Here is a 20,292-nt window from a genome sequence, read left to right as displayed (position 1 = left end):
CCATTGATATATTTCCGAGCTCTAAATAAATTGTATGATTTTCCATCTCGGGCAAATTATTTTTTATAAAGCTTTTCACGATATCAAATAAGTATATATGGGCAAGAAGGCGCTGATCGTTTGGAGATATATTTTTATTGTCCTAAAAATTTCGAGTCCATATAATAAGTGGTTTCCAAAATTTTCGCTGGGGTTCGGTGATGAGCGCTTATTTTGATTGTGTCGACTAAATAAAAACAATTTTTTAATTAAATTTGCAAACATGATTTGCCTATGTATCTTTGCACTTTGTGGGGGGTATTGTGGTCGGTTGCCGTCGCGATCGCCTTCGAGGCGGAGAAGTTTTGGTATATCCTGGGACCAATATCACCCCCCGCCGCGGTGACGCAGCTGCTGAATTTTCAATGCGCCCGTGCGCCGCCACCCTCAGCATACCGCCGGAGCACAAAATCCCAGACCTGCGCCACCTTCGCGTCCCATAGGGCCTGCGGATAGGGTTCTTCGGGAAGGTCATTCAGGCGCACGCGGATTTCGCTGAACACGGCGCCTCGTGTTTCCTGCCCGCGCACCCAGTCTATCGTCTTCACCAGCCCATCCAGCTTCGTCAGCAGTTCCCGGGCAACCCGCTTCACCTCGGCCTCCTGCGCAGGGGTCAGCTTCGGTTCGGGGGTGGTGAGCAGGTCGAAGATCGCCAGCTCTTCCTCATTCAGGCCCTCTCGCGCGGCTCGCTGTTCCTCCTCGTCGAGGTCGGCAACAAACCCCTTGAGCGCTTCAAAGAACCGTTCGGTATCGATGGACCCGGCGTTGTATTCGGCAACCAGCTTTTCCAGCTTCTCGACCAGATCGATGCGCGTGGGGTTCGCTTCGGCCATCTGCCGGGTCTTCCCCTCGGCCTCGGCGCGCAATTGTTCGGCGGCGACCTTGGGGCTGCTCTCGAACAGCGTGGCCAGTTTCCCGAAGTCTATGCCGGACAGATCGACGCGCCCGTTCGCACCCTCGCCCTCGACAATGGGCGTCAAGATCGCCACGCCTTCCAGCTTGTCATCGAGCAGTTCGGCGATCTTGGTCCGAATGGCCGAGAGGTCCGCCGGCCCCAGCTTTGCCCTCACCGCGTCGGCGAGCATGTGGAACGCGGCGACCCTCTTCAGGTAAGGCGCGGCCCGCTCGTCAGGCAGCAGCGCCTTGTAGGCTTTCGTCACGGCGCCGGCGAGCTGGAGGAACTCTCGCCGCCGCTCGTCGGGCGCGACCAGGATCTCCACCGCCCTGGCAATCAACCCCAGCCGAGAGAGCGCATCCGCCGCCATGATGGCGGGAATATCCACACCGAGCGGCTGCACGAATGCGCCAGCCTGATCCAGCACGTCCTCCAGAGCCTCGACGAGCGCGGCCTTGTCCTTGATCGGCGTTTCGTCCGCCCCGCCGCCGGTGCTGCCAGCGTAGATCGCCAGCGCCTTTTGCAGGTTGTTGAACACGCCCACGTAGTCGACGATCACGCCGCTGGTCTTGCCCGGTGCATTGCGATTGGCCCGCGCGATGGTTTGCATCAGCGTGTGGTTCTTCATCGGCTTATCGAGATAGACGGTCCCGATGCTGGGAACGTCGAAGCCGGTGATCCACATGGCGCAAACGAAGACGAGGCGGAGCGGGTCGTTCTTGTCCTTGAACTTCGCCTCCAGGTCCTCTTTCTGCATCCGCTCCCGATGGGGCAGGATGTCGAGGCCCTTCTTGCGAAGGTCGTCCACCTCGTTCTGGCCCTGGCTGACCACGACCGCCATATCCAGCTCGCGTAGCCATTGCAGCCGCTCTGCAATGGCTGCGCCTTCCGCCTCATGCGCCGTCCTGAGCGCAGCCTCGTCCGCCATGATCAAAAGTCCGACGGCCCGCTTCACCCGGTCATGCATGGAGACGGCCGTCGCCTTGTCGATGGCGACGAACATGGCCTTCCCGCGATAGCCGCGCATGGCAAAGTGGTGCGCAAGGTCTTCGGCCACCTTGTCGAGCCGGTCCGGGTTGGTGATGAGCGTATATTGCCGGGCGAATTCGCGCTGGAGCTTCTTTTCCTGCTCCTCGGTCAGTTCTACTTCGTCGAGCAGTTCGTCCAGCTCCGCCTTTAATTCATCGGCATTGAGCTGGAGTTCGGCTTTGCGCGATTCATAATAGAGCGGTACCGTCGCGCCATCGCGGACCGACTGGGCGAAATCATAGACCGAGACATAGTCGCCGAACACTTCGCGGGTCCGGCTTTCCTCGCCCTGGATCAGCGGCGTGCCGGTGAAGCCGATGAAGGCGGCGTTGGGCAGTGCGGCCCGCATGTTGGCCGCCAACTGGTCATACTGGCTGCGGTGCGCCTCGTCCGTGATGACGATGATGTCCGAGCGGTCCGAAAGCACCGGCATTGCCTCCCGGTCGGCGGTCGAAAATTTCTGGATCAGCGTGAAGACGTAACGCTCGTTTCCCGCCAGCAATTCCTTGAGATGAGCGCGGCTCCCCGCCTGGGCCTGATCGATCTGCTTGGTGAGCGCGCCGGCGCTGGCGAATTGCCCGGCGATCTGGTCATCCAGCTCAGTCCGGTCGGTGACGATCACGAAGGTGTAGTTGCCGCCGAGGCGGCGCAGCACTTTCTCCGCGAACATCACCATGGAAAGGCTTTTGCCGGAGCCCTGGGTGTGCCAGAACACGCCGAGGCGGCCCTTGTTGGCGGTGACATGCTCCACCGCCGATATGGCGCGGTTCACGCCCAGAACCTGATGATACTTGCCGACGATTTTCCGCAAGCCGCCTTTGGCCTCGTCGAACAGCGTGAAGTTCTCGATCAGGTCGAGGAAACGCGCGGGGGCGCAGGTGGCGCGCAGCATGGTGGCGAGGCTCGGGTCTTCCGGCCCGTCCTCCTCCAGCCTTTTCCAAGGAGCGAAGAAGTCGAACTCCGTATGCGACCCGCCCATGAGCGAGTCATGGCCGTTGGAGAGGATCACGAAGCCGTTGAACGGAAACAGTTGCGGGATGGTGTCGCGGTAATCCCGCAGATTATCATCATACGCATTGAAAACGGGCTTGGAGAGCGCCTTCCACTCGGCCAGCAGCAGTGGCAGGCCATTGATGAAGCCGACCGTATCGGGGCGCCTTCTGTGCAGCAGGCCCTGAATCCACATCTGGCTGGCGACCAGAAAGTCGTTCGCCCCCACATCCTTCCAGTCGATCACGCGAACGGTGAGCGTTCTGGTCTTGCCGTTGTCGGGGTTCTTCACCTCCACCCGCACGCCTTCACGCAGCAGATGGTGGAACGCGCGATTGGCTGCGATGGGGGAGAGGGCCGAGCGATCCTCCACCAGCGCCGCCTCGGCCAGCGCGAGGGCTTCCGGCGGCAGGCCGGGATTGAGCCGCGCGAGCGCGGCCTTCAGCCGGGCCGGGAGAAAGGCCTGCTGGAAGTTGGTGCGGCCCGTGGGATTTTCCGGCCCCGCTACCTCTTCCCGCAGATTCAGATGCTGCCAGCCGAGCTCTCGCAACAGCTCAAGGGCCGGCTGCTCCACTGCGCTGTCTTCCGAATATTGGCCGGAGAGCGACGTGGAGACCATGTCAGGCGGCCTCCAGTTCGCGTTCGGCCTGGGCGACCGAAAGCTGGCCAGATATTAGGCGGGGGAGAAGGAGGTCGCGGGAGGCGGCGAGGCGTTCGTTAGACGATCCGATTTGGCCGACGAGTTCCAGCATCGGCCATGCGGCCTTCTCGAACAGATCGAACAGGTTATTCATTGGCGGAATGGCGATAACGAAATCCGCGACGCTATCGGTGCGGGCGCGCTGCCGCCCGCTCGCACCTGACATCGACATTCGCGCGTGATCGCGAAAGGCAGGCAGGCGCGATAGGCAATAGGTGAAAGCAGGACCTGCTCTTCCACCGCGCATGACGATAAATTCGGTTGAACCAAAACCCACGCCATCGGGGCCGGGAAGATTGCGCACAAGGCCGGTCTTCCCATTCTCAAGGCAGGGCGTGATCCGAGCGAACAAGGTATCGCCGTTCTGAAACTTGGATCCGGAATTACCGTCGCGCGTTTCCGGTTCCGCGATTAGAGAGGTTGAGGTGTCGAGGTGCCCCATCGGGATAAAGGGTTTCTCGCCTTCACGCGGAACGCGGGTTCGAGGATCGAACAGAAGCAGATCGCTAGCAGTTCCCCAACTCCAACCCGTCGGCAGGGAGCCATCAGGTGTATCCTCAATGGGCAACACTTCATGGCCAGGGAAACGGAAGCGGACGAACCATTCCTCGAACAGCCCGCGCGCCATCTCCTCAAGCACCGCGATCCGCCGCCGGTTGACCTCGATCAGGTCGTCATACGCCCCAAGGATTGAGGCGATGCGGCGCTGAATTTTCAATGAGGGAATTCGAATCTGTGCTTCGTTCAGAATGCCGAGCGTAAGAAATTTTGTTGCCGCCCCTGTAGAAATAGATCGGAATTCAGAAAGTTTTAGTCTCAATGAATAATATAGGAACCTAATATGCAGAATATCTTTTTTTAGCGGCGTGATAATGTACGTCCTTTGATACGCATCGAATTTTCCATCGAAATATTTTAGAGGAAATATGCCTGCCGCATTATTTCCAGCCAACAATACACATTCCGTATCAAAACTAAATGTATTGGTTCTGAGTGTTTCTTGCGAACACGTAAAAAATGGGTATTTTCCATCCAACACAGCAGCATTTGAATCAAGCTTACCTGTCTTGAAGCGGGCGATATCCCCTAGTTTTTCGGTTCGCCAATCCGGTTGTGACTTCATATTAACACCTCAGCCACATTCGCCGCGATCACATCCTGCAAGCGCGCCGCCTCGGCGTTCAGCCCTTCCAGTTCCTCCTGCAAGGCCTCCAGCCGCTCGCGGAAATCCTCGTCTTCCACCTGCTCGCCCGGTGCGACGCCGACATAGCGGCCGGGATTCAGGCTCCAATCCTGCGCGGCGATCTCGGCGCGGGTGGCGACTTTGCAGAGGCCGGGAATATCCCGATAGTCACCCTCATCCCCGAACAGCCGGGTCATTTCCGGGCCAGAACCGGCCTCCAGTTCCTCCTCCTCGCCACGCCATAGCCGCACGATATTGCCCAGCAGTTCGATCTGTTCAGGCGTGAAATCGCGGTGCGCCCGCGTCACCTGGTGGAAGATATGGCGGGCGTCGATGAACAGCACCTCGTCGGCGCGATTGGAGCCCTTCTTCCCCTTGTCGAGGAACCACAGCGTCACCGGCAAAGTGACGGTGAAAAACATATTGGGCGACGTTGCAACAATGACATCGACCGCGCCGCCCTCGATCAGCTTGTGCCGCATCTCCCGCTCGGAACCGCCCGCATCGCTGGCGGAATTGGCCATCACGAAACCGGCGCGGCCCTTCTCGTTCAGCGCGGCGGCGAACAGGCCGATCCAGAGGTAATTTGCGTTGTTGACCGTGGGGATGCCGAGGCTGAAACGCGCGTCCACCGCGCCCGCCTCATTCACCAGCCGGGCCTGATCGACCTCCTTCTGGTTGAAGGGCGGATTGGCCATCACGAAATCGAAGGCGCCGACCATATGGTGCGGGTCTTCATAATAGGACGACGCCACCCGCACATCGCCGCTGAGGCCGTGGACCGCGAGATTGAGACGGCAGAGCTTTTGCGTGTCCGCCATCTTCTCCACGCCGTAAATGCTGATGGCGCGAGCGGGATTTTCATTATGTCGGCGGACGAACTCGGCGGAATGAACGAACATGCCGCCGGAGCCGCAGGCGGGATCGAAAATCTTGCCGTGGTATGGCTCGATCACTTCCACGATCAGCTTCACGATGGAGGATGGCGTGAAATATTCCCCGCCCTTCTGCATGAAGGCGCTGGCGAACTCGCCCATGAAATATTCGAAGATCAACCCGTAAGCGTCGCCGGTGATCTGAAGCGGCTGCAACAGCCGCAGCAGCTCACGCAGCACCGAATTGGGCAGCGAGCCGTAACCCTGCGGCAGCACACCGGCGAGATCGGGATTGTGCTCGGCAATCGTCTTCATGGCCTCGTTCAGCGCATCGGCCAGGTTCTCCGTCTCCGGCAGTCCGAGCAGATGGGAGAAGCGCGCGTGGGGCGGCAGGAAGATGGCGCCCTTGGCGTGATAATCGGCGGGCACGGGGTTGCCCAGCCGCCCCCCGCGCGGCAGCCCCGCGTCCACCAGATCGAACCGCGCTTCCATCTGGCGCAAGGCGATGAGCGCCAGAACCGGCTGCGCATATTGATCCGGCCGCAGCTCGGTATTGGTCCAGAGCTGGTTCGCCGTCTGGAACAGGCGCCGGGAGAGGTCTTGCAGGTCGATGTCTGCGGTGTTGCTTCTGGTTGCGGCGGGCTGCGGCGCGACACGAGAACGCGGCGGCGCAGATGGCCGAGGGGGCGCCTCGTGTTCCACGGCCTCGTCGTCCTCAGAGGATCCGTCCGTGTCCGCTATGGAAACCGAGCCGCCGCGACCGCGCCCGATCTTCAGGAGGCCCTCTTCAACAAGCTCTTCCTTCACACGGACGTAGGTCGTTTCCGCCCACCCCAAGGTATCACGAAGCCGCCCGTTTCCCGCAGACCCACCCAAATCAATGAGAGTTGCCAGCAATTTATCCCTGAGCGTCAACCGCGACATACCCGAAACCCCCATCTTCACCGCCGCCACATTCAAGTGTCGGAGGTGAAGCTGAATCAAACACCCTGCGTTGCAGCCTAGCTGCACGCGCTGCGCAATCTGTGCCAAACTGCGGCCCGATGCCAAGAGCGTTTTCCGCCTCGGCAGGAGCAATCAGCCGTGAGAGTTTGAGGCGCGCCGTCTCGACGCGCCAGCGGGCTTGGCGAGGATCATGTCATCGCGTTCCTTGGCCTCGGCCTTCGGGATGTTGTCGACGGGTGTCGGTGACTACGCAGACGGTGTAGATCGACGTAATTCTGTATATGCGGCTCACATCCCATCGGGAAATGTGGGCGTTACTGTTCAGAATCTCTCCTGAGCACAACGCCGATAGTCGCTCCTTCTTGAACAAAGACTATTCCGGCGTCTCCCAATGCGCATCCTACTGCCTCGCGAACACGCCTTATGGGTTGTCGAGAGCCGTCCTCGAAAGCAGAAATGGATCTGACAGCGACTCCGGCCTTCTCTGCCAGCTCACGCTGATCCCAGCCGAGCAGGTTGCGCGCCGCCTTAATCAGGCGCCCGTTAACCATGTCGAGGCTTAAAGGTTGCATAAAATACGCAACTTTTGCAGTCTCGGACTGTGAACGGGAAGGCGTCTGATCGTCGGTCGGCATCGCCTTCGTCTCGTAGTGGCAACTGAGATTTCGCACGGCAGGCCCCTTCCGCCGAAGCGCGAATCCACCCGTTTCTAAACCCTACCACGCCAATTCGTCACCCAGAGCCCTGGGCGCGAATCCATTTCCACGTTCGGAGTCCTTCTCCGGCGATTGCGGAGCTATGCCATGTTCGCAACCGTTGAAAATAGATCCAGGATTCCCTCCGGTCCGAGGCATCGGTGTCCAAGGGATTGGCTGGCCGATGCGCTGGACACGCACCTCATCATGGCGCCGCGGGTCATTCATTTCCGACCCGATCATCGAGCCAAGGAGAGACTGCGTTCAGCCATGGCTCCTCGAGGCACGATTGTGCGTCTCGCGAGGCTGACCGATCGAATTCTCATCGTCGTGGCGGTTCCCGGGGAGGGGGCTGCACCCGCGAGCCTACGGCGAAGGCTGGCCGCGAACTGGGGCACGAGAAATGTGCTGGTGGTGAGGGAGGCCTGGCTTCTGCGGGAGCCCCGGCTCGAGGTCATGTCGACGGCGGTCGCTTGCGTTGATCAGATGCCGTCTGGGACAGACTGGCTCCGGATCGAGCGTCACCTGTTGGAATTAGGTGGAAGCTCATGCCTTGAGGAGTGCGCCGCTCAGGTTCGCCAGCATGAAGATCCGGTCGGCGCGGTGCTGGCACTCGTTGCGGCCGGATGGCTGCGTATTGAGATGCATCGGCCGCTCTCCGGTGACAGCGTCATCTCGCTGCCGGTTCGCCGTGATCGGGGCCGTTCGGTGGTGGGAGGCTGAGCTATGGCGATGGGATCCTACGAGAAATCCGTACGCACCCGCGCCGCCCGCGCCGCCGAGAGCTGGCGTCGCATGCCATATGGGGAGCGGGATGGTTTCGGCTACGAGGCCGTGCGTGTACGGCCCCTCCCGTCACAACTGCTCTTCGGCCTGCTATTCGCCCGCATGCTGGACCGACAGCCTGACGTCGCGCATGCCATTGGCGCCGCTCCCTCGGTCATCTCTGTGAAGGTGCCATCGGAGCAAGCGGCGGAAGTACTTCTCAAAGTCGCGCCATACGTCGCGCAGAAAAGATTTCCTCGTCGTGAAAAGGAACGCGAGGCTGCGGACTCGGCACGGAGGGTCTGTACGCTCAAGGAGCATGAACGCGGCGTCGGTGGCATGCGGAAGGAGGAGGCCAGGGAGCGTCTCGCGGGGGGCGCTTCGGTGCTCCACCTCTGGTATGAGAGCGAGGGGACCATGCCGGCGGAACTGCTCGCGGTTGTTACGGATAGCGTGACATTGCCCAAGATCGACGTATCGACACTACGGTGGCTCGGCCGCGTCGTAACGGGCGAGGCCTGTCATATCACAATCGGGCATCCATTCGAGGCGCTGACGCCGGCGCAGATCGATGTCGCGTTCGCCTACGGCCTCACCGCCGCCGAGTGTAACGGGCGCTTGGCGGCTTTCGCTCCAGTCCCTCTGACCGAAGCCGTGATGCCGTCGGCCCAAGACGAAGCCAAGCCCTCGACACTGCGCGAGTTGCGCGCATTCGGCGCCGCGACGGACTGGGGCCTTCAGCTTGCTGATGATCTGGCGGCATTCAAGGCGGGGCATCTATCCTGGAGTGAGGTGGATCGCGGCGCGCTTCTTTATGGTGCGCCCGGTGTCGGCAAGACCACGTTTGCGCGAACTCTTGCAGCTACCTGCGACGTCCCCCTGATCACGACATCGGTCGCTCAATGGAATGCTCGTGATCATCTTGGCGCAACGCTCAAGAAGATACGAGAGGATTTTGCTGAGGCAGCCAAGGCGGCGCCCAGTATACTGTTTATTGACGAGATCGATGGCGTGGGTGATCGTAATCAGATCGGCGACAGACACAGAGAATATTGGACCCAAATCGTAAATTGCGTGTTGGAATCGTTGGATGGGGCGGACCGTCGGCAGGGCGTCGTGGTCGTGGGCGCATGCAATGATCCGGGGCGCGTTGATCCTGCTCTCCGTCGTCCTGGCAGGCTTGACCGGTCAATCAGGATTCCGCTCCCCGACGCGGAAACGCTTGAAGTCCTTTACCGGCACTACCTCGGCGCAGACCTGCCCGGTCTGGATCTGGGGCCACTCGCAGCGATCTCGGACGGCCGGACCGGCGCCGAAGTCGAACAACTGGTCAGGCAGGCCCGGAGGTCGGCGCGGAGGGAAAGGCGCCCGCTTGCCCTGTACGACCTCGTCAATGAGGTGCGGGGTAATGCTCAGTCGATGTCACCAGACACTATGTGGCGGATCGTGGTCCACGAGGCCGGACATGCTGTCGTGGCTATCGTTCTGAACATCGCTCCAAACATCACCGTCAGCGTGGGCAACGGCAAACTCGGGGCCACTCGATTTGAACGGCCGGCGGATATCATCGATACGCGCGCCACTGCGCTGAACATCGTGCGTCACGCCCTCGCTGGACGTGCCGCCGAAGAGGTGATCATTGGCGACGTCAGCGGCGGCTCCGGTGGTGTACAGGGCTCGGACCTCGCGCAGGCGACACGGATCATCGCCGCGCTCGAGGGAGCGATGGGTCTTGGAGAGCACTCATCGCTGACGTTCTGGGGCGACGCGAGCGACACCTGGCGTCATCTCGTCCAACCCCACATCGCCGTGGCCGTCGAGACGACCCTCGCGAGACTCTACGAAGAAACCCGCGAACTCGTCATCGCCCACAGAGAGAGCGCGATCCGCGTGGCGGAGGGCCTGAAGACAAAACTTCATCTCTCTCATTCCGAGCTCGTCGAACTCATCGGCAGCGCCGCCACCAGCTCTGCCTCCGATTGTGAAGCGGCGTGAGGGGGTGGCGATGAACCTCTGGATCATGAGCGACCTACACCTCGATGCTCATCCCCTCGAGCTTCTGGCACCGGAGACGAAGCCGAACGTGCTGGTGGTCGCTGGAGACATCTCCACACCGCTATCGGCCGGTATCCGATGGTTAAGCGAGACCATCAAAGTGCCTATCGTTCTGGTCACCGGCAATGCTGACTTCTATGGCACCCGAATTGCGGACGAGAGGGACCTTGCCCGCCAGCTTGCAGCGGAGGCCGGGATCGTCCTCCTCGAGGAGGATATGGCCATCATCGAAGGGGTCCGGTTTCTCGGAGCCACGCTCTGGACCGACTACCGGTTGGACGGCGACTACTCGGGCTCCGTGAAGGCGGCCGCCATGGGCATGGCAGACCACCGGGAGATCGTTACGGCTTACGGGTCCTTTCGTCCTGAAGATGCGGAGGCGGCTCACCGGCGGGCAAGGGCCTGGCTCGATGCGATGCTTGCTGAGCCCTTTGATGGTTCGACCGTTGTCATCACCCACCATGCGCCGACGCTGCGCTCCATCGGTTCGCGCTTTGCCGGAGATCCATTGAACCCGGCGTTCGCGTCGGATCTTAGCGATCTCATCCTTCGGCATCAGCCCGCGCTCTGGGTTCACGGGCACGTGCACCAGAAGTGCGACTATCAGCTCGCGGCGACACGTGTCGTCTGCAATCCGCGGGGATATCCATCGGAAGTGAGCGGGTTCGATCCGGAGTTTGTAATTCGCTTGCAGTGAAAAATCGACGGGAAATGCCTACGAAGCAGCGTTGCGCCGGCACACCTCTGCATCACCATGGTCATATCGGTTGTGTGTTTTGAAGAGGAGATTCTACATGGAGATTGGTAACATCGAAAAGATGGACATTAGAGCGATGGAGCGAGGGCGAATTCGAGTGCTTACGAGGCTTCTCGACGCGGGATCAACGCGAATTTTCGATTGTTGGATGGAGCAATTCATCCCCTCTCTCCAGATGTCGAGAAGCGATGAAATTATTGCCGCGCTGGCAGAAATCAATGCGCGGGCAGCGCAAGCAAAGGAAATCGAGAAGCAGTACGGAAGGGGAAGTGCTCTTAATCTCGACCACCCCTTCGCGCAAGCAGCGATCCATGCCTATATGCAGAGGGGCAGTCGAGCCATCTCCGGGGAAGAGATCTCCGCTGCAATTTTACACAAATGCACGCGATCAAGGTTCTCTTGATGATGCATTCTGCTCGATGAGTAGTTCATCTATGGTGTCTCGCTCTGCGCCAAATAAAATTCGATAAGTGGTCTTGTTATAAATATATCCTATACCTTCATTATTTTGATGCGCGAACAATACAACCTCAGAATTTCTGTCGGCCAAAGTGCTTATAATCCACATTTGTTCAAAAATGGCATCTAGTAATCTTTTTTTCATTGCATTTATCTGGGCTTGGTCTATCTCCGCTCTCTCGTTCGCTGCGCCTTTCTCCTGCTGAAATCTTATCTTATATCTCCTAATATCGTCGAGCGCTCTGAGCAATCCGTCGTATCCAGGGTGCGGTCCTCCAATTTTCACTCCATTAAAGCAGGCGAAAAATACGCAGTAATCAGCCTTTTCGCCGAGAAAAGAAACTCCAATACTAAACATTTTTATCTCCAATACTTGACGGTGGAGCTTATCAATGGTGGCTTTCCCGAAGCTTGGCGCATGTCAGAGGTCGGTCGCGCGAAGTGTCGACCGCACCCTCAGCCGCCGTTAATGTCCGGTCGCACAAAATATTTCTCTGGTATGCATTGAGATCTTGCGCGGAAAACCGTTCCCGGATATCAACCGCGTCCCTCGCATCGGAGCCCCCATGCTCACCCTGAACACCATAGCGATACTCGACCGGCGGAGTGCCCGCGGTCGGATGCTCGTTCAGGCGGTGCGCACCGCCTGAGGGCGGTCCGATCCAGCTCCGCCCGGTTGCTTCCCGGTCACTGACCAGGGAGTGAGTTCCGAGGTGGGGACATTAAAACCCCTTCCTATCGACAAGAGCCGACGGATAGTCCGTTGGCTCGCCATGTGGGGCGTTGCGACCTGTCTCAAGCGCCAGTGATCGGCCTTGGGCAGACGTTGACTTCGGCCCGGTTCAACTTGCGCCCGATGCGCGAACCAGAGGAGTGGTCATGTTCAACAACATCTACAGCATCCACTGCCTCCCGCGCCCGGCTTCTCTCCTGACCGATCGCTCGATACGCCCCGCGGCCTGACCGCAGGACGCGTATCCGCCCACTCCGAATTCACGGGATGGCCGGCCCGCAGCCAAGAGCTGCGGGATGAGGAGACACGTGCCATGGACAGCAAAATCGGACAGCCTTGGCGACCTCCTGAGGAAAGTCGGGCCTGCCGGAAGATCAGCACGCGTATGCGGTCGACGTATCGCGGCCACATCGTTGATGGCTTGCGGAGCCGCGTCCTTCAGTATGAGAGCAAGCTGGAGAGGGATTTTCTCTCTATTGCACTGGTCTCTTCCTCTGTCGCTGAAGTCGTCGAGCAGCCGACTTACCTCGAGTATCGGGATTCCGCCGGTCATCTCCGGACCCATGTCCCTGACGCGTTGGTGACTATGGTCTCCGGCACGCGCATCGCTGTGGCATTGAAGCCAGCCGCCAAGGTCGAGAGCAGTCAGATCGAACAGATCCTCGATTTGCTCGCAAAGCAGGTCGGCGCAGATTTTGCTGATCGCTACGTCGTACGCACCGAGCGGCATCTCCATCCCGACGACGTGTTCGACGCCAGGACGATCCTTCGTGCGCGGGCATTGCCTGACACCGCCGCAGACGACGCCATCGCCGAACTCATCCGCACCCAGTGCGGCTGGTCCCGCTTATCCCACCTTGTTGCAGCCAGCGCGGCCGGGGCTGCCGGCTTCAACGCCATCGTGCGTCAGATTGGAAAGGGCCATCTCGTTGTCAGGGATGGCAAGCGCATTTCTCAGAACTGCCTGGTGCGGCCGAAATATTGAACGGAGGTTCCGATGAGCATTTTACATAAGATGATCCGGAGTTTTGAAAACTACACGCTCCCCCCTGGCCACATCTTTGCGATCAGGAATCCGGAGGAGACACTCTACGAGTTCATCGATCGCAATCGTGACGGGGTTAACATTCGCCGTGTCCAGCCTCCTCATCTCTGCGAGGCGCTCAGCAGCGAGGAGTTCGATGATCTGGTGAAGCGTGGACTGGTGGATCCGCACATCGGGTCGAGCGCCCCCATGCGTGGTGACCGTCGGCACGCTGGCCAGAGGAGGGGCGATCTGCCGCCCGAAGACCGCGAAGCCGTCGATTTCTATTTTGAGCTCTGCCGTCGCGTAGATGCCAAGTACAACGCGAGGGAGCTCCGGCTCACCGATGCGTCCCTCCGCGAAAACCTTCCCGCGATTGCCGCGGATCTCATGTTCGGTGGCGGCGCCGGCAAGAGGCTTTCGACCGGCGGGCCTGCAAGGCGTGGAAGCAAGAAAACTGCGCCGAGCTCGGATCATAAAATCTTGGCTCGCAAGCGGCATGCTGTTTTCCATTTGCCGAGCGCAAGCACGATCAGGTCGTACATCCGGCGCCTCAAAGCCAAGGACTGGGACCCGCTGGAAATCCAGGACCTGCGCAAGGGACGCCGCCGGCAGGTTGGCTCCCGGTACGACAGCTCAGTCTGGGGCATCATGGGCCCCTGGGTGAACGCGTACATGTGCGCGAGTAAGCCGAGCAAGGCACTCCTGTACAAGCTCATGGTGGGTAGCCTTGCTGTTGAGAGCGCTAGGGTCCAGACTCGTTCAGAGCCAGAAGGCCAGAGCAGTGGCGAGGGCAACGCCGGACAGGAAGTTGATGGCGAGCTTGTCGTAGCGGGTAGCGACGCGACGGAAGTCCTTTAGTCGGCCAAAGGCGTTCTCGATCAGGTGGCGTTCCCGATAGCGCTCGTGGTCGTAGCGGATACGGGGCTTTCGGCTCGCCCGGCCGGGAATGACGGGCACGGTGCCGACCTGACGCAGCGAGCGGCGCAATGCATCGGCGTCGTACCCTTTGTCAGCCAGCAGGTAGCGAGCGCCTCGGGCACGGGCGAGCAGTTCAGGCGCTGCGGTCACATCGGCGACGTTACCCGGCGTGAGGATCAGCGCGTAGGGGCGGCCGATGACATCGGTGAGCGCGTGGACCTTGGTGGTCTGGCCGCCGCGCGACCGACCGATCGCTTGCGCTTGCGCCCCCCTTTTCCTCCGAAGGCTGATCGCTGCGCCTTCACGTAAGTACTATCGATCGCGGTGCTTTTGGTCACCGCACCAGCCTCCACCAGTGCGTCAAGCAACCTGAGCCAGAACCCTCGGCGCGACCACCGGTTGAAGCGATTGTAGATCGTTGTGGCGGGACCATAGGCAGCCGGGCAATCAACCCACCGACAGCCACTCTTCAGCACGTGGAAAATCCCCGAGATCACCCGGCGATCGTCCACCCGCCTGGCTCCGGGCTGGTTATGCGGTAGATGCGGCTCGATCGAGGCCCATGCCTCGTCAGTCAACCAGAACAGCGACGCCATCATCACCTCAGTCGCCCCCGCAATGGAATGAATCACCAAACTCCAACCGTATCAATCCGGTGATTGGGTTCTGAGCCTAATATGGAGCGTCTGCGCAACAACAAGCGCACCGTCCCGGTCGACGATCTTCGTACGTTCGCTCTCGAGAACGATGAACGTGCGCGGAAGGATCTGGATCTGCTCCCCGTTCCCTCAAAGCGGACGTTCGAGCGCGAGATCGAAAAGCTCAACCAGTTTCATGTTGTGGCCGCGCGGGACGGTGAGAACGCTGCGCGTCGGAAGTTCCGTATCGGCGGTCGCAGGGAAGGGGCTCTCACCGCTGGCGAAAAGATCCTAATCGATTGCTGGCGTGTCCAGCTTAAGAGCCTGAAGTTACCGGGACAGTTCTGGGTGGGCCTGGCAGAAGAAGAGATCAATCAGCTCAAGCGGCTGAGGTTCGCTGTGTGTGCCGCCATGTGCGAAGCCAGCAAGGTCGTTGTTGGCATCCGGATCTGCCTCAATCCGGATGAGGAGACGGCGATCGAGACCCTCGAGATGATCTGCCGCGATAAGACGAATATCGCGCATGAGGCCGACTGCATCAGCACTTGGTCCCAGGCGATCACGCCGGGCGAGGTCGGTGTCGATAACGGGAGTGAATTCATCGGTGCTCGGTTCCAGGATGCCCTCATTGGGATCGGGGCACAGTACGAGGCGGGTCCTGCTCGCCAGCCCGATGCGCGTCCTGGCATCGAGCGCTTTTTCCGTACTGCGGACAACCAGCTTATGCCCCTTTTTCAGGGGCGCACGTTCGGTAACGTGGCAGCGAAGGGCGACTACGACTCGGATGCCAAGGCCAACGTCACTATCGACACGCTGAGCCGGGCTTTAATCCGTTGGATCGTCGACGTTTACCACAACACGCCGCACGAGGGGCTTGGCGGAGAAACGCCGAAAAATGCCTGGGACAGGCTGGTCAGCACCTATGGCGTTCTGCCCCCGCCTTCTGCGGAGACGATGCGTGCGGTGTTCGGTGTGTCCACGACGCGTCGCATTCAGAACCGGGGCATTCGTGTCATGGGGCTGTTCTACCGCCGCAGTGAGGACAACCGCCTCGGCAAGCTGCGGATCAAGATCGGCCAGGGAGATGTGCGGATCAAGATTGACCGCCAGAACCTTGGGTCAATTCTGGTCCGTGAAAATGTCAACGGCGCCGAGTGGTTCCAAGTCGCATGTGATCTCGACGAGATGGCGGGCGTGGATGCGCTCTCGTGGATCGAGACATACCGGAGCATCCGCCGGCGCAACCTTGACCAGAGCAAGCTGAGCGAAGCGGTGGTCCTGGGGGCCCTTCGGGACATCCGGCGGCTGGGACTGGAGAGCGCGAGGGCGGCAGGTCTCGGGCCGTCGACAATGACGAGAGAGAGCTTGCTGGAGATCGAGGAGCGCGAGTTCCGGGACGTCAACATCGTGGCGCCTAGGCGGTGTGGACGGATTTGATGAGGATGAATGAGAAGGCGAGCGCGACGATTGCGGCGAAGCCGCGCTCTGTCTTCTCGCAGCGCAGGGCGACGCGCTTGAAACGCTTGAGCTTTCCGAAGCACTGCTCGATGCGGGCCCGGCCCTTGTAGAGCGCCTTCGGGAAGAAGGCGGGACGATCCTTCGCGTTGGATTTGAACGGGATGGCGGGCGCGATGCCGCGCGCTCGGGCCAGCGCCCGGTTGGCCTTGGCGTCATAGCCCTTGTCGGCGAGCGCCGCGCGGGGCTTCACATCGGGACCAAGATCCAGCAGCAGCTTGAACAGCGGGCTGTCGCCGGCCTCGCCGCCGGTCAGGTGGAAGGCGATCGGGTGGCCCTCGAAGTCACTCTTGAGGTGGATCTTAGTGGAGAAGCCGCCGCGTGAGCGCCCGAGGGCGTGGCCTTGCTGCCCCCTTTTGCCCCGGCGGCGGAGACGTGGGCACGCACCACGGTGGAATCGAACATCTGAACCAGATGCGCGGTGCGGCTGAGCGAAGCCAGCGTTTCGAAGAACAGCTCGAACACGCCGGCCTGGCGCAGCCGCCAGAACCGTTTCCAGACGCTGTTCCAGGACCCGAACTCCGCCGGCAGCGCCCGCCAGGAGATGTTGTGCACGGTGAAATAGTGCATGGCTTCGAGGAACTTGCGGTCGTCTCGCCCCTTGTCGCCCCGCCGCGAGCGGCAGGCGTGGAACACATCCAGCGCCACCGCCCAATCCTCGTCCGTCATCCGCGTCAGCATGGTCGACCTCGCCAAAAGCCGACCCTCTATGAATCACCGAAACAGCCGGAAGGGAATCCCCCCGCTTCGACCCCGCCAAATCCGTCCACACCGCCTAGCGACCGCAGTGGCGCATTGACGGACTTCGAGCGTCCGGCAGAGCCGCTCCGGGACGACGAAGGCCGCTCTGGTGGCAATGTCGCGCCTGGGCCTGAAGCCGCACCGGCAGAAGTCCCCTACACGCGCCGTCGGGGCGGTGTTGGCAAGAGCTTCCTGGAGGATTGAAATTGGACGCGACCCAGGAAACCAAGGATGACGTCTTCTTTCGCCGCCTCCTGACGAACCAGAGCGAGGCGCGTCGCCATGTAAACGAAGCGATGGCGCGTTTGCTCTCCATCTACGTGCCCAACCGCTTCACGCGGCTCATGGACGAGCATTTGGACTGGCTGTTCGACACGATGGCGCTTGAGCTGGGTCGCCAGCCGGGCATGCCTCATCCTGAGGAGGCAGTGCGCGGCGGTCGCGCGTTAGTGCTGATTGGAGAAGCGGGTGCAGGGAAGTCGCGGACGTTGCGCCACGCCTTCCGCACGCGGCCCGAATTCAGTGGTTATGAGGAGGGTATCCAGGCTTCCTCGTTGCTGTCTGTCGTTGCGCCCTCGCCCTTCACCATGAGCGCGCTTGGCAACGAGATCGTCCGAAAGCTGGGGTACGCGGCCAACAGGGACATTCCCCATTCGAAGGTCTGGCCGGTTGTCCGTTCGCTCATCAAGGAGCAGCAGATCCGCATCATTCACATCGACGAGGGGCAGCATGGTGACGAGCTCTCCTCGGCTGGCATGCTTCAGGAGATGGAAAACACCCTGAAGCGGATGATGGAGGAGGCGGATTGGCCGACGTGGCTAATCCTGTCTGGGGGGCCCGCGCTCGCCAGTTTCTGTCAGGCGGATCCCTCCATGCGACGGCGCGTCCGTGTGCTTCGGTTCCATCCACTGTCTCTGGCCGATCATGGGGAGGACGTGAAGCAAATCGTGAGGTTGATCGGCAAGGAATGTCCGTCGATCTGTTGCGAGCAGATCCTGACCGTCGACTTCGTCGGGCGGCTCCTGCACGCCGCGTTCCACCAGTTCGGCATCGTGATCGAGTTCGTGCAGGACGCGTTTGGCGAATGTCTCGCTGCATCTCACGACACGCTGTGCCTCGGCCATTTTGCCGATGTCTACACCGCCCGCACCGGCGAGCCCGCTGATGATCTCAATCCATTCCTCGCGCGCGATTGGGCTTCGATCCGGGTCGAGGAAGCCTTGTTTGAGGAGGTCACGAACAGCCGAAGCAATAAGGGCGGGAGGGTGCGCATGAAGGATCGTCGCAACAAGGGGGGGCTTTGATGAGCATCCCCTGGACACTTGAACCCGGTGACAAGGAAATGCCGTCGGATTTTGCATCACGGTTAAGCGCCCGCGTCTGCCGAGACGACCTTTCGGGCTTTTGTCGCGACTTCGATCTTGATTGTCGAGGCCTCGTTGATGGAGTGCGACCTGCGGTCGACGGGCTTGCCGCGCTGGCTGGGGTGGATGCGGAAGGCATTGCGAGGGAGGCCTTTACCCGGCTCGACGGGCAAAAGCGATTTCTGCACAAGGGCCACCAGGTGATCCAGCAAAACCTGCCGCGGGATAGGGTGCGGGCATGTCCTGCGTGCCTACAAGAGGATCTGGCAAAGTACGCGTTTCGAGAGGCCGCGCGGCCGCACCGGCGCAGCACCTGGCTGATCGAGTATGTGAGGACCTGCCCGCGTCACGGAATGGCGCTGATGGCGCTTGGTTCGGCTTCCCTGAAGGCGCGTAGGCACGATACGTCGCTTGTCCTGGCAGCAGCCATTCCCGGGATCGACGCGCTCGCAAGAGCCGCGGTGCGGAGGCCTGTATCTGCCTTCGAGACGTATCTTCTGGAGCTCCTCGAGGGCACTGCGCGTCCGGTGCCCTGGGTCGATGCCCTCCCGTTCCATGCGGTGATGCGCCTTTCAGCCATGGTGGGTGGCGCAGAAGTTCTTGGCCCCCGGGTCGCAATAGATTCTCTTGAGGACCATGCGCGTTGGGAGACCGAGGCTGTTGGCTTTGATATCCTGCTCGGTGGCGAGCAGCGCATCCTCGCCTTCCTGGATCGCCTCCAGTCGTCCTTTACTGAAGGACGGGTGCGGTGCGGCCCGCATCCGCTGTTCGGGCACCTCTATGAGTGGCTCGCGCACCAGACGGACGATCCTGCCTATAATCCGATAAGGGACCTGATGTGGCTTCACGCGCGTCAGACGTTACCCATTGGGCCCGGCGACCGGATGTTCGGATGTGAGATCCAGGGCAGGGACCTCCATTCCGTTCGCTCTGCGTCGCAGGAGCATGCTCTCCATCCGAAGACGACCCGGAGGATCCTGATGGACGCAGGACTCATTGCTGCCGCGTCCGACGCGCTGCCCGATGATCGGGTCGTGTTCGACGCCGCGGCAGCCGACCGTCTGCTGTCTGACGTTGCGGAGTCGGTCAGCCTCGCGGCTGCGGCCAGGTATCTGGGAATGACCAAGCCGCATCTCATGCTGTTCGTGGATGCCGGTCTTGTCAGCCCCTGGATCGCCGGCGCGCGCGGAGAGCGCAATCACGGGTTCCTGCGTGCTGATCTCGACGGCTTCCGGGGCCGCCTGTTCGGGGCGTGGCCGGTCATGCCCGAAGCACCTGCGGGGTACGTCGCACTGCCCGTTGCAGCAAAGCGTGCCTGTTGCTCCCTGACTGAGATTGCGAAGCTGGTCATCGAAGGTCGTTTGGATCGCATCGCCAGGGTCGAGGGCTTCGAAGGATTGGCCTGCCTGGTCGTTGATCCCGCCGAAGTCCGCCCGTTGGTGGTAGGCAGAAGGCACGGAACCCTGACGCTTCGGGAGGCCGAAAGGGAGCTCGGAATGTCGACCTCCGCGGTCAAGAGGCTTATCGAGGAGGGGTTCCTCGCGACCGTATTGGTTGAGAACCCGGTGCGTCGGCAGGCGCAGCGGGTTATCGAACCGGAGGCCTTGCTGGAGTTCCAGCGTCAGTACGTGTCGCTCCACGCGCTGGCGAAAGAGCGGCGGAAGGCCATTCGTTCTCTGGGCCGCGAACTCGCGACGGTTGGCGTGGTCCCGGTCCGAGATCCGGCTGCCCTTCACCTCACGCTCTATGATCGCGCAGACATTCCGTAATCACCACAGGCTAGAGCTTCCCATCGACCCCCGACCTGCCAAGGCCGGGGGTTTTCTTTTGCCCTCGCTTAGGCGGAGTTGGATTCTGAGCGATCTTTCAGTGACGTAAAGCCGAGCGAGGGTAATGCAGTCAAAAATAGTCATTTCAAATCAATGAGTTATTTTAGTTCTGAGCGAGAATGAATGACGCGTCAGGGTGA

Annotated in this window: 15 protein-coding genes and 1 pseudogene; 8 read left to right on the top strand and 8 right to left on the bottom strand. The window is 60.8% G+C overall.

Features of this window, described 5'->3' with window-relative positions; all coding sequences use genetic code 11:
* Positions 1-401 precede the first annotated feature (401 nt).
* From V5F75_RS18885 to V5F75_RS18870, 4 genes are all read right to left on the bottom strand, one after another.
* A complete protein-coding gene (locus tag V5F75_RS18885; RefSeq protein WP_394037965.1) occupies positions 402-3,572 on the bottom strand; it encodes a type I restriction endonuclease subunit R in 3,171 nt (1,056 codons plus the stop codon).
* Between the two features lies 1 nt (position 3,573).
* A complete protein-coding gene (locus V5F75_RS18880; RefSeq protein ID WP_394037963.1) occupies positions 3,574-4,776 on the bottom strand; it encodes a restriction endonuclease subunit S in 1,203 nt (400 codons plus the stop codon).
* Positions 4,773-6,761: a type I restriction-modification system subunit M gene (locus tag V5F75_RS18875; RefSeq protein ID WP_394037961.1), complete on the bottom strand. Its 1,989-nt coding sequence runs from the start codon at positions 6,759-6,761 to the stop codon at positions 4,773-4,775. The genes V5F75_RS18880 and V5F75_RS18875 overlap by 4 nt, the downstream gene beginning before the upstream one ends.
* 209 nt (positions 6,762-6,970) lie before the next feature.
* Complete coding sequence (locus V5F75_RS18870) at positions 6,971-7,291, bottom strand: helix-turn-helix domain-containing protein (protein ID WP_394091641.1); 321 nt, start codon at positions 7,289-7,291, stop codon at positions 6,971-6,973.
* A gap of 786 nt (positions 7,292-8,077) precedes the next feature.
* Between V5F75_RS18870 and V5F75_RS18865 the strand changes: the two genes are divergently transcribed.
* The 3 genes from V5F75_RS18865 (at position 8,078) to V5F75_RS18855 (ending at position 11,331) form a co-directional block, all read left to right on the top strand.
* Positions 8,078-10,111: an AAA family ATPase gene (locus tag V5F75_RS18865; protein WP_394037957.1), complete on the top strand. Its 2,034-nt coding sequence runs from the start codon at positions 8,078-8,080 to the stop codon at positions 10,109-10,111.
* A gap of 10 nt (positions 10,112-10,121) precedes the next feature.
* On the top strand, positions 10,122-10,868 hold the full coding sequence (locus tag V5F75_RS18860; RefSeq protein WP_394037955.1) for a metallophosphoesterase: 747 nt from the start codon (positions 10,122-10,124) through the stop codon (positions 10,866-10,868).
* A gap of 97 nt (positions 10,869-10,965) precedes the next feature.
* A complete protein-coding gene (locus V5F75_RS18855; RefSeq protein ID WP_394037953.1) occupies positions 10,966-11,331 on the top strand; it encodes a hypothetical protein in 366 nt (121 codons plus the stop codon).
* On the opposite strand, the gene V5F75_RS18850 is transcribed toward V5F75_RS18855, so the two are convergent.
* A complete protein-coding gene (locus tag V5F75_RS18850) occupies positions 11,317-11,745 on the bottom strand; it encodes a hypothetical protein (RefSeq protein ID WP_394037951.1) in 429 nt (142 codons plus the stop codon). The two genes, V5F75_RS18855 and V5F75_RS18850, sit on opposite strands and share 15 nt — an antisense overlap.
* A 688-nt stretch (positions 11,746-12,433) precedes the next feature.
* On the opposite strand from V5F75_RS18850, the gene V5F75_RS18845 reads away from it, so the two are divergent.
* Both V5F75_RS18845 and V5F75_RS18840 read left to right on the top strand, forming a co-directional pair.
* Positions 12,434-13,105 carry a hypothetical protein gene (locus V5F75_RS18845; RefSeq protein ID WP_394037949.1) on the top strand — a complete coding sequence of 224 codons (672 nt, stop codon included), beginning with the start codon at positions 12,434-12,436 and terminating at the stop codon, positions 13,103-13,105.
* Positions 13,106-13,117: 12 nt separating this feature from the next.
* Entirely contained in the window at positions 13,118-14,005 is an 888-nt protein-coding gene (locus V5F75_RS18840) for a hypothetical protein (RefSeq protein ID WP_509212113.1), read from the top strand.
* On the opposite strand, the gene V5F75_RS18835 is transcribed toward V5F75_RS18840, so the two are convergent.
* A protein-coding gene (locus V5F75_RS18835) for an IS5 family transposase (protein ID WP_509212173.1) occupies positions 13,907-14,661 on the bottom strand; the annotation gives its coding sequence in 2 pieces (ribosomal slippage) (positions 13,907-14,349 and positions 14,349-14,661; 756 coding nt in all). The two genes, V5F75_RS18840 and V5F75_RS18835, sit on opposite strands and share 99 nt — an antisense overlap.
* Positions 14,662-14,742: 81 nt before the next feature.
* Between V5F75_RS18835 and V5F75_RS18830 the strand changes: the two genes are divergently transcribed.
* Positions 14,743-16,140 (top strand): TnsB C-terminal domain-containing protein, encoded by a 1,398-nt coding sequence (locus V5F75_RS18830; protein ID WP_509212112.1) that lies wholly within the window; start codon positions 14,743-14,745, stop codon positions 16,138-16,140.
* On the opposite strand, the gene V5F75_RS18825 is transcribed toward V5F75_RS18830, so the two are convergent.
* Positions 16,118-16,705 carry an IS5 family transposase gene (locus V5F75_RS18825; RefSeq protein WP_509212174.1) on the bottom strand — a complete coding sequence of 196 codons (588 nt, stop codon included), beginning with the start codon at positions 16,703-16,705 and terminating at the stop codon, positions 16,118-16,120. The two genes, V5F75_RS18830 and V5F75_RS18825, sit on opposite strands and share 23 nt — an antisense overlap.
* A 26-nt stretch (positions 16,706-16,731) precedes the next feature.
* Positions 16,732-16,887, bottom strand: a pseudogene (locus tag V5F75_RS18820) (transposase); the annotation flags it as partial.
* 278 nt (positions 16,888-17,165) lie between these two features.
* Here V5F75_RS18820 and V5F75_RS18815 point away from each other — a divergent pair.
* On the top strand, positions 17,166-18,263 hold the full coding sequence (locus V5F75_RS18815) for an ATP-binding protein (protein WP_394037858.1): 1,098 nt from the start codon (positions 17,166-17,168) through the stop codon (positions 18,261-18,263).
* Positions 18,263-20,092, top strand: coding sequence for a TniQ family protein (locus V5F75_RS18810; RefSeq protein ID WP_394037860.1), 1,830 nt, complete (start codon positions 18,263-18,265; stop codon positions 20,090-20,092). The genes V5F75_RS18815 and V5F75_RS18810 overlap by 1 nt, the downstream gene beginning before the upstream one ends.
* Positions 20,093-20,292 lie beyond the last annotated feature (200 nt).

Source organism: Xanthobacter albus (genome assembly GCF_043194895.2).
In the GTDB taxonomy this organism is placed as follows: domain Bacteria; phylum Pseudomonadota; class Alphaproteobacteria; order Rhizobiales; family Xanthobacteraceae; genus Xanthobacter.
Note: the sequence above shows the minus strand (reverse complement) of the source record. Positions and strands in the feature narration are given on the sequence as shown.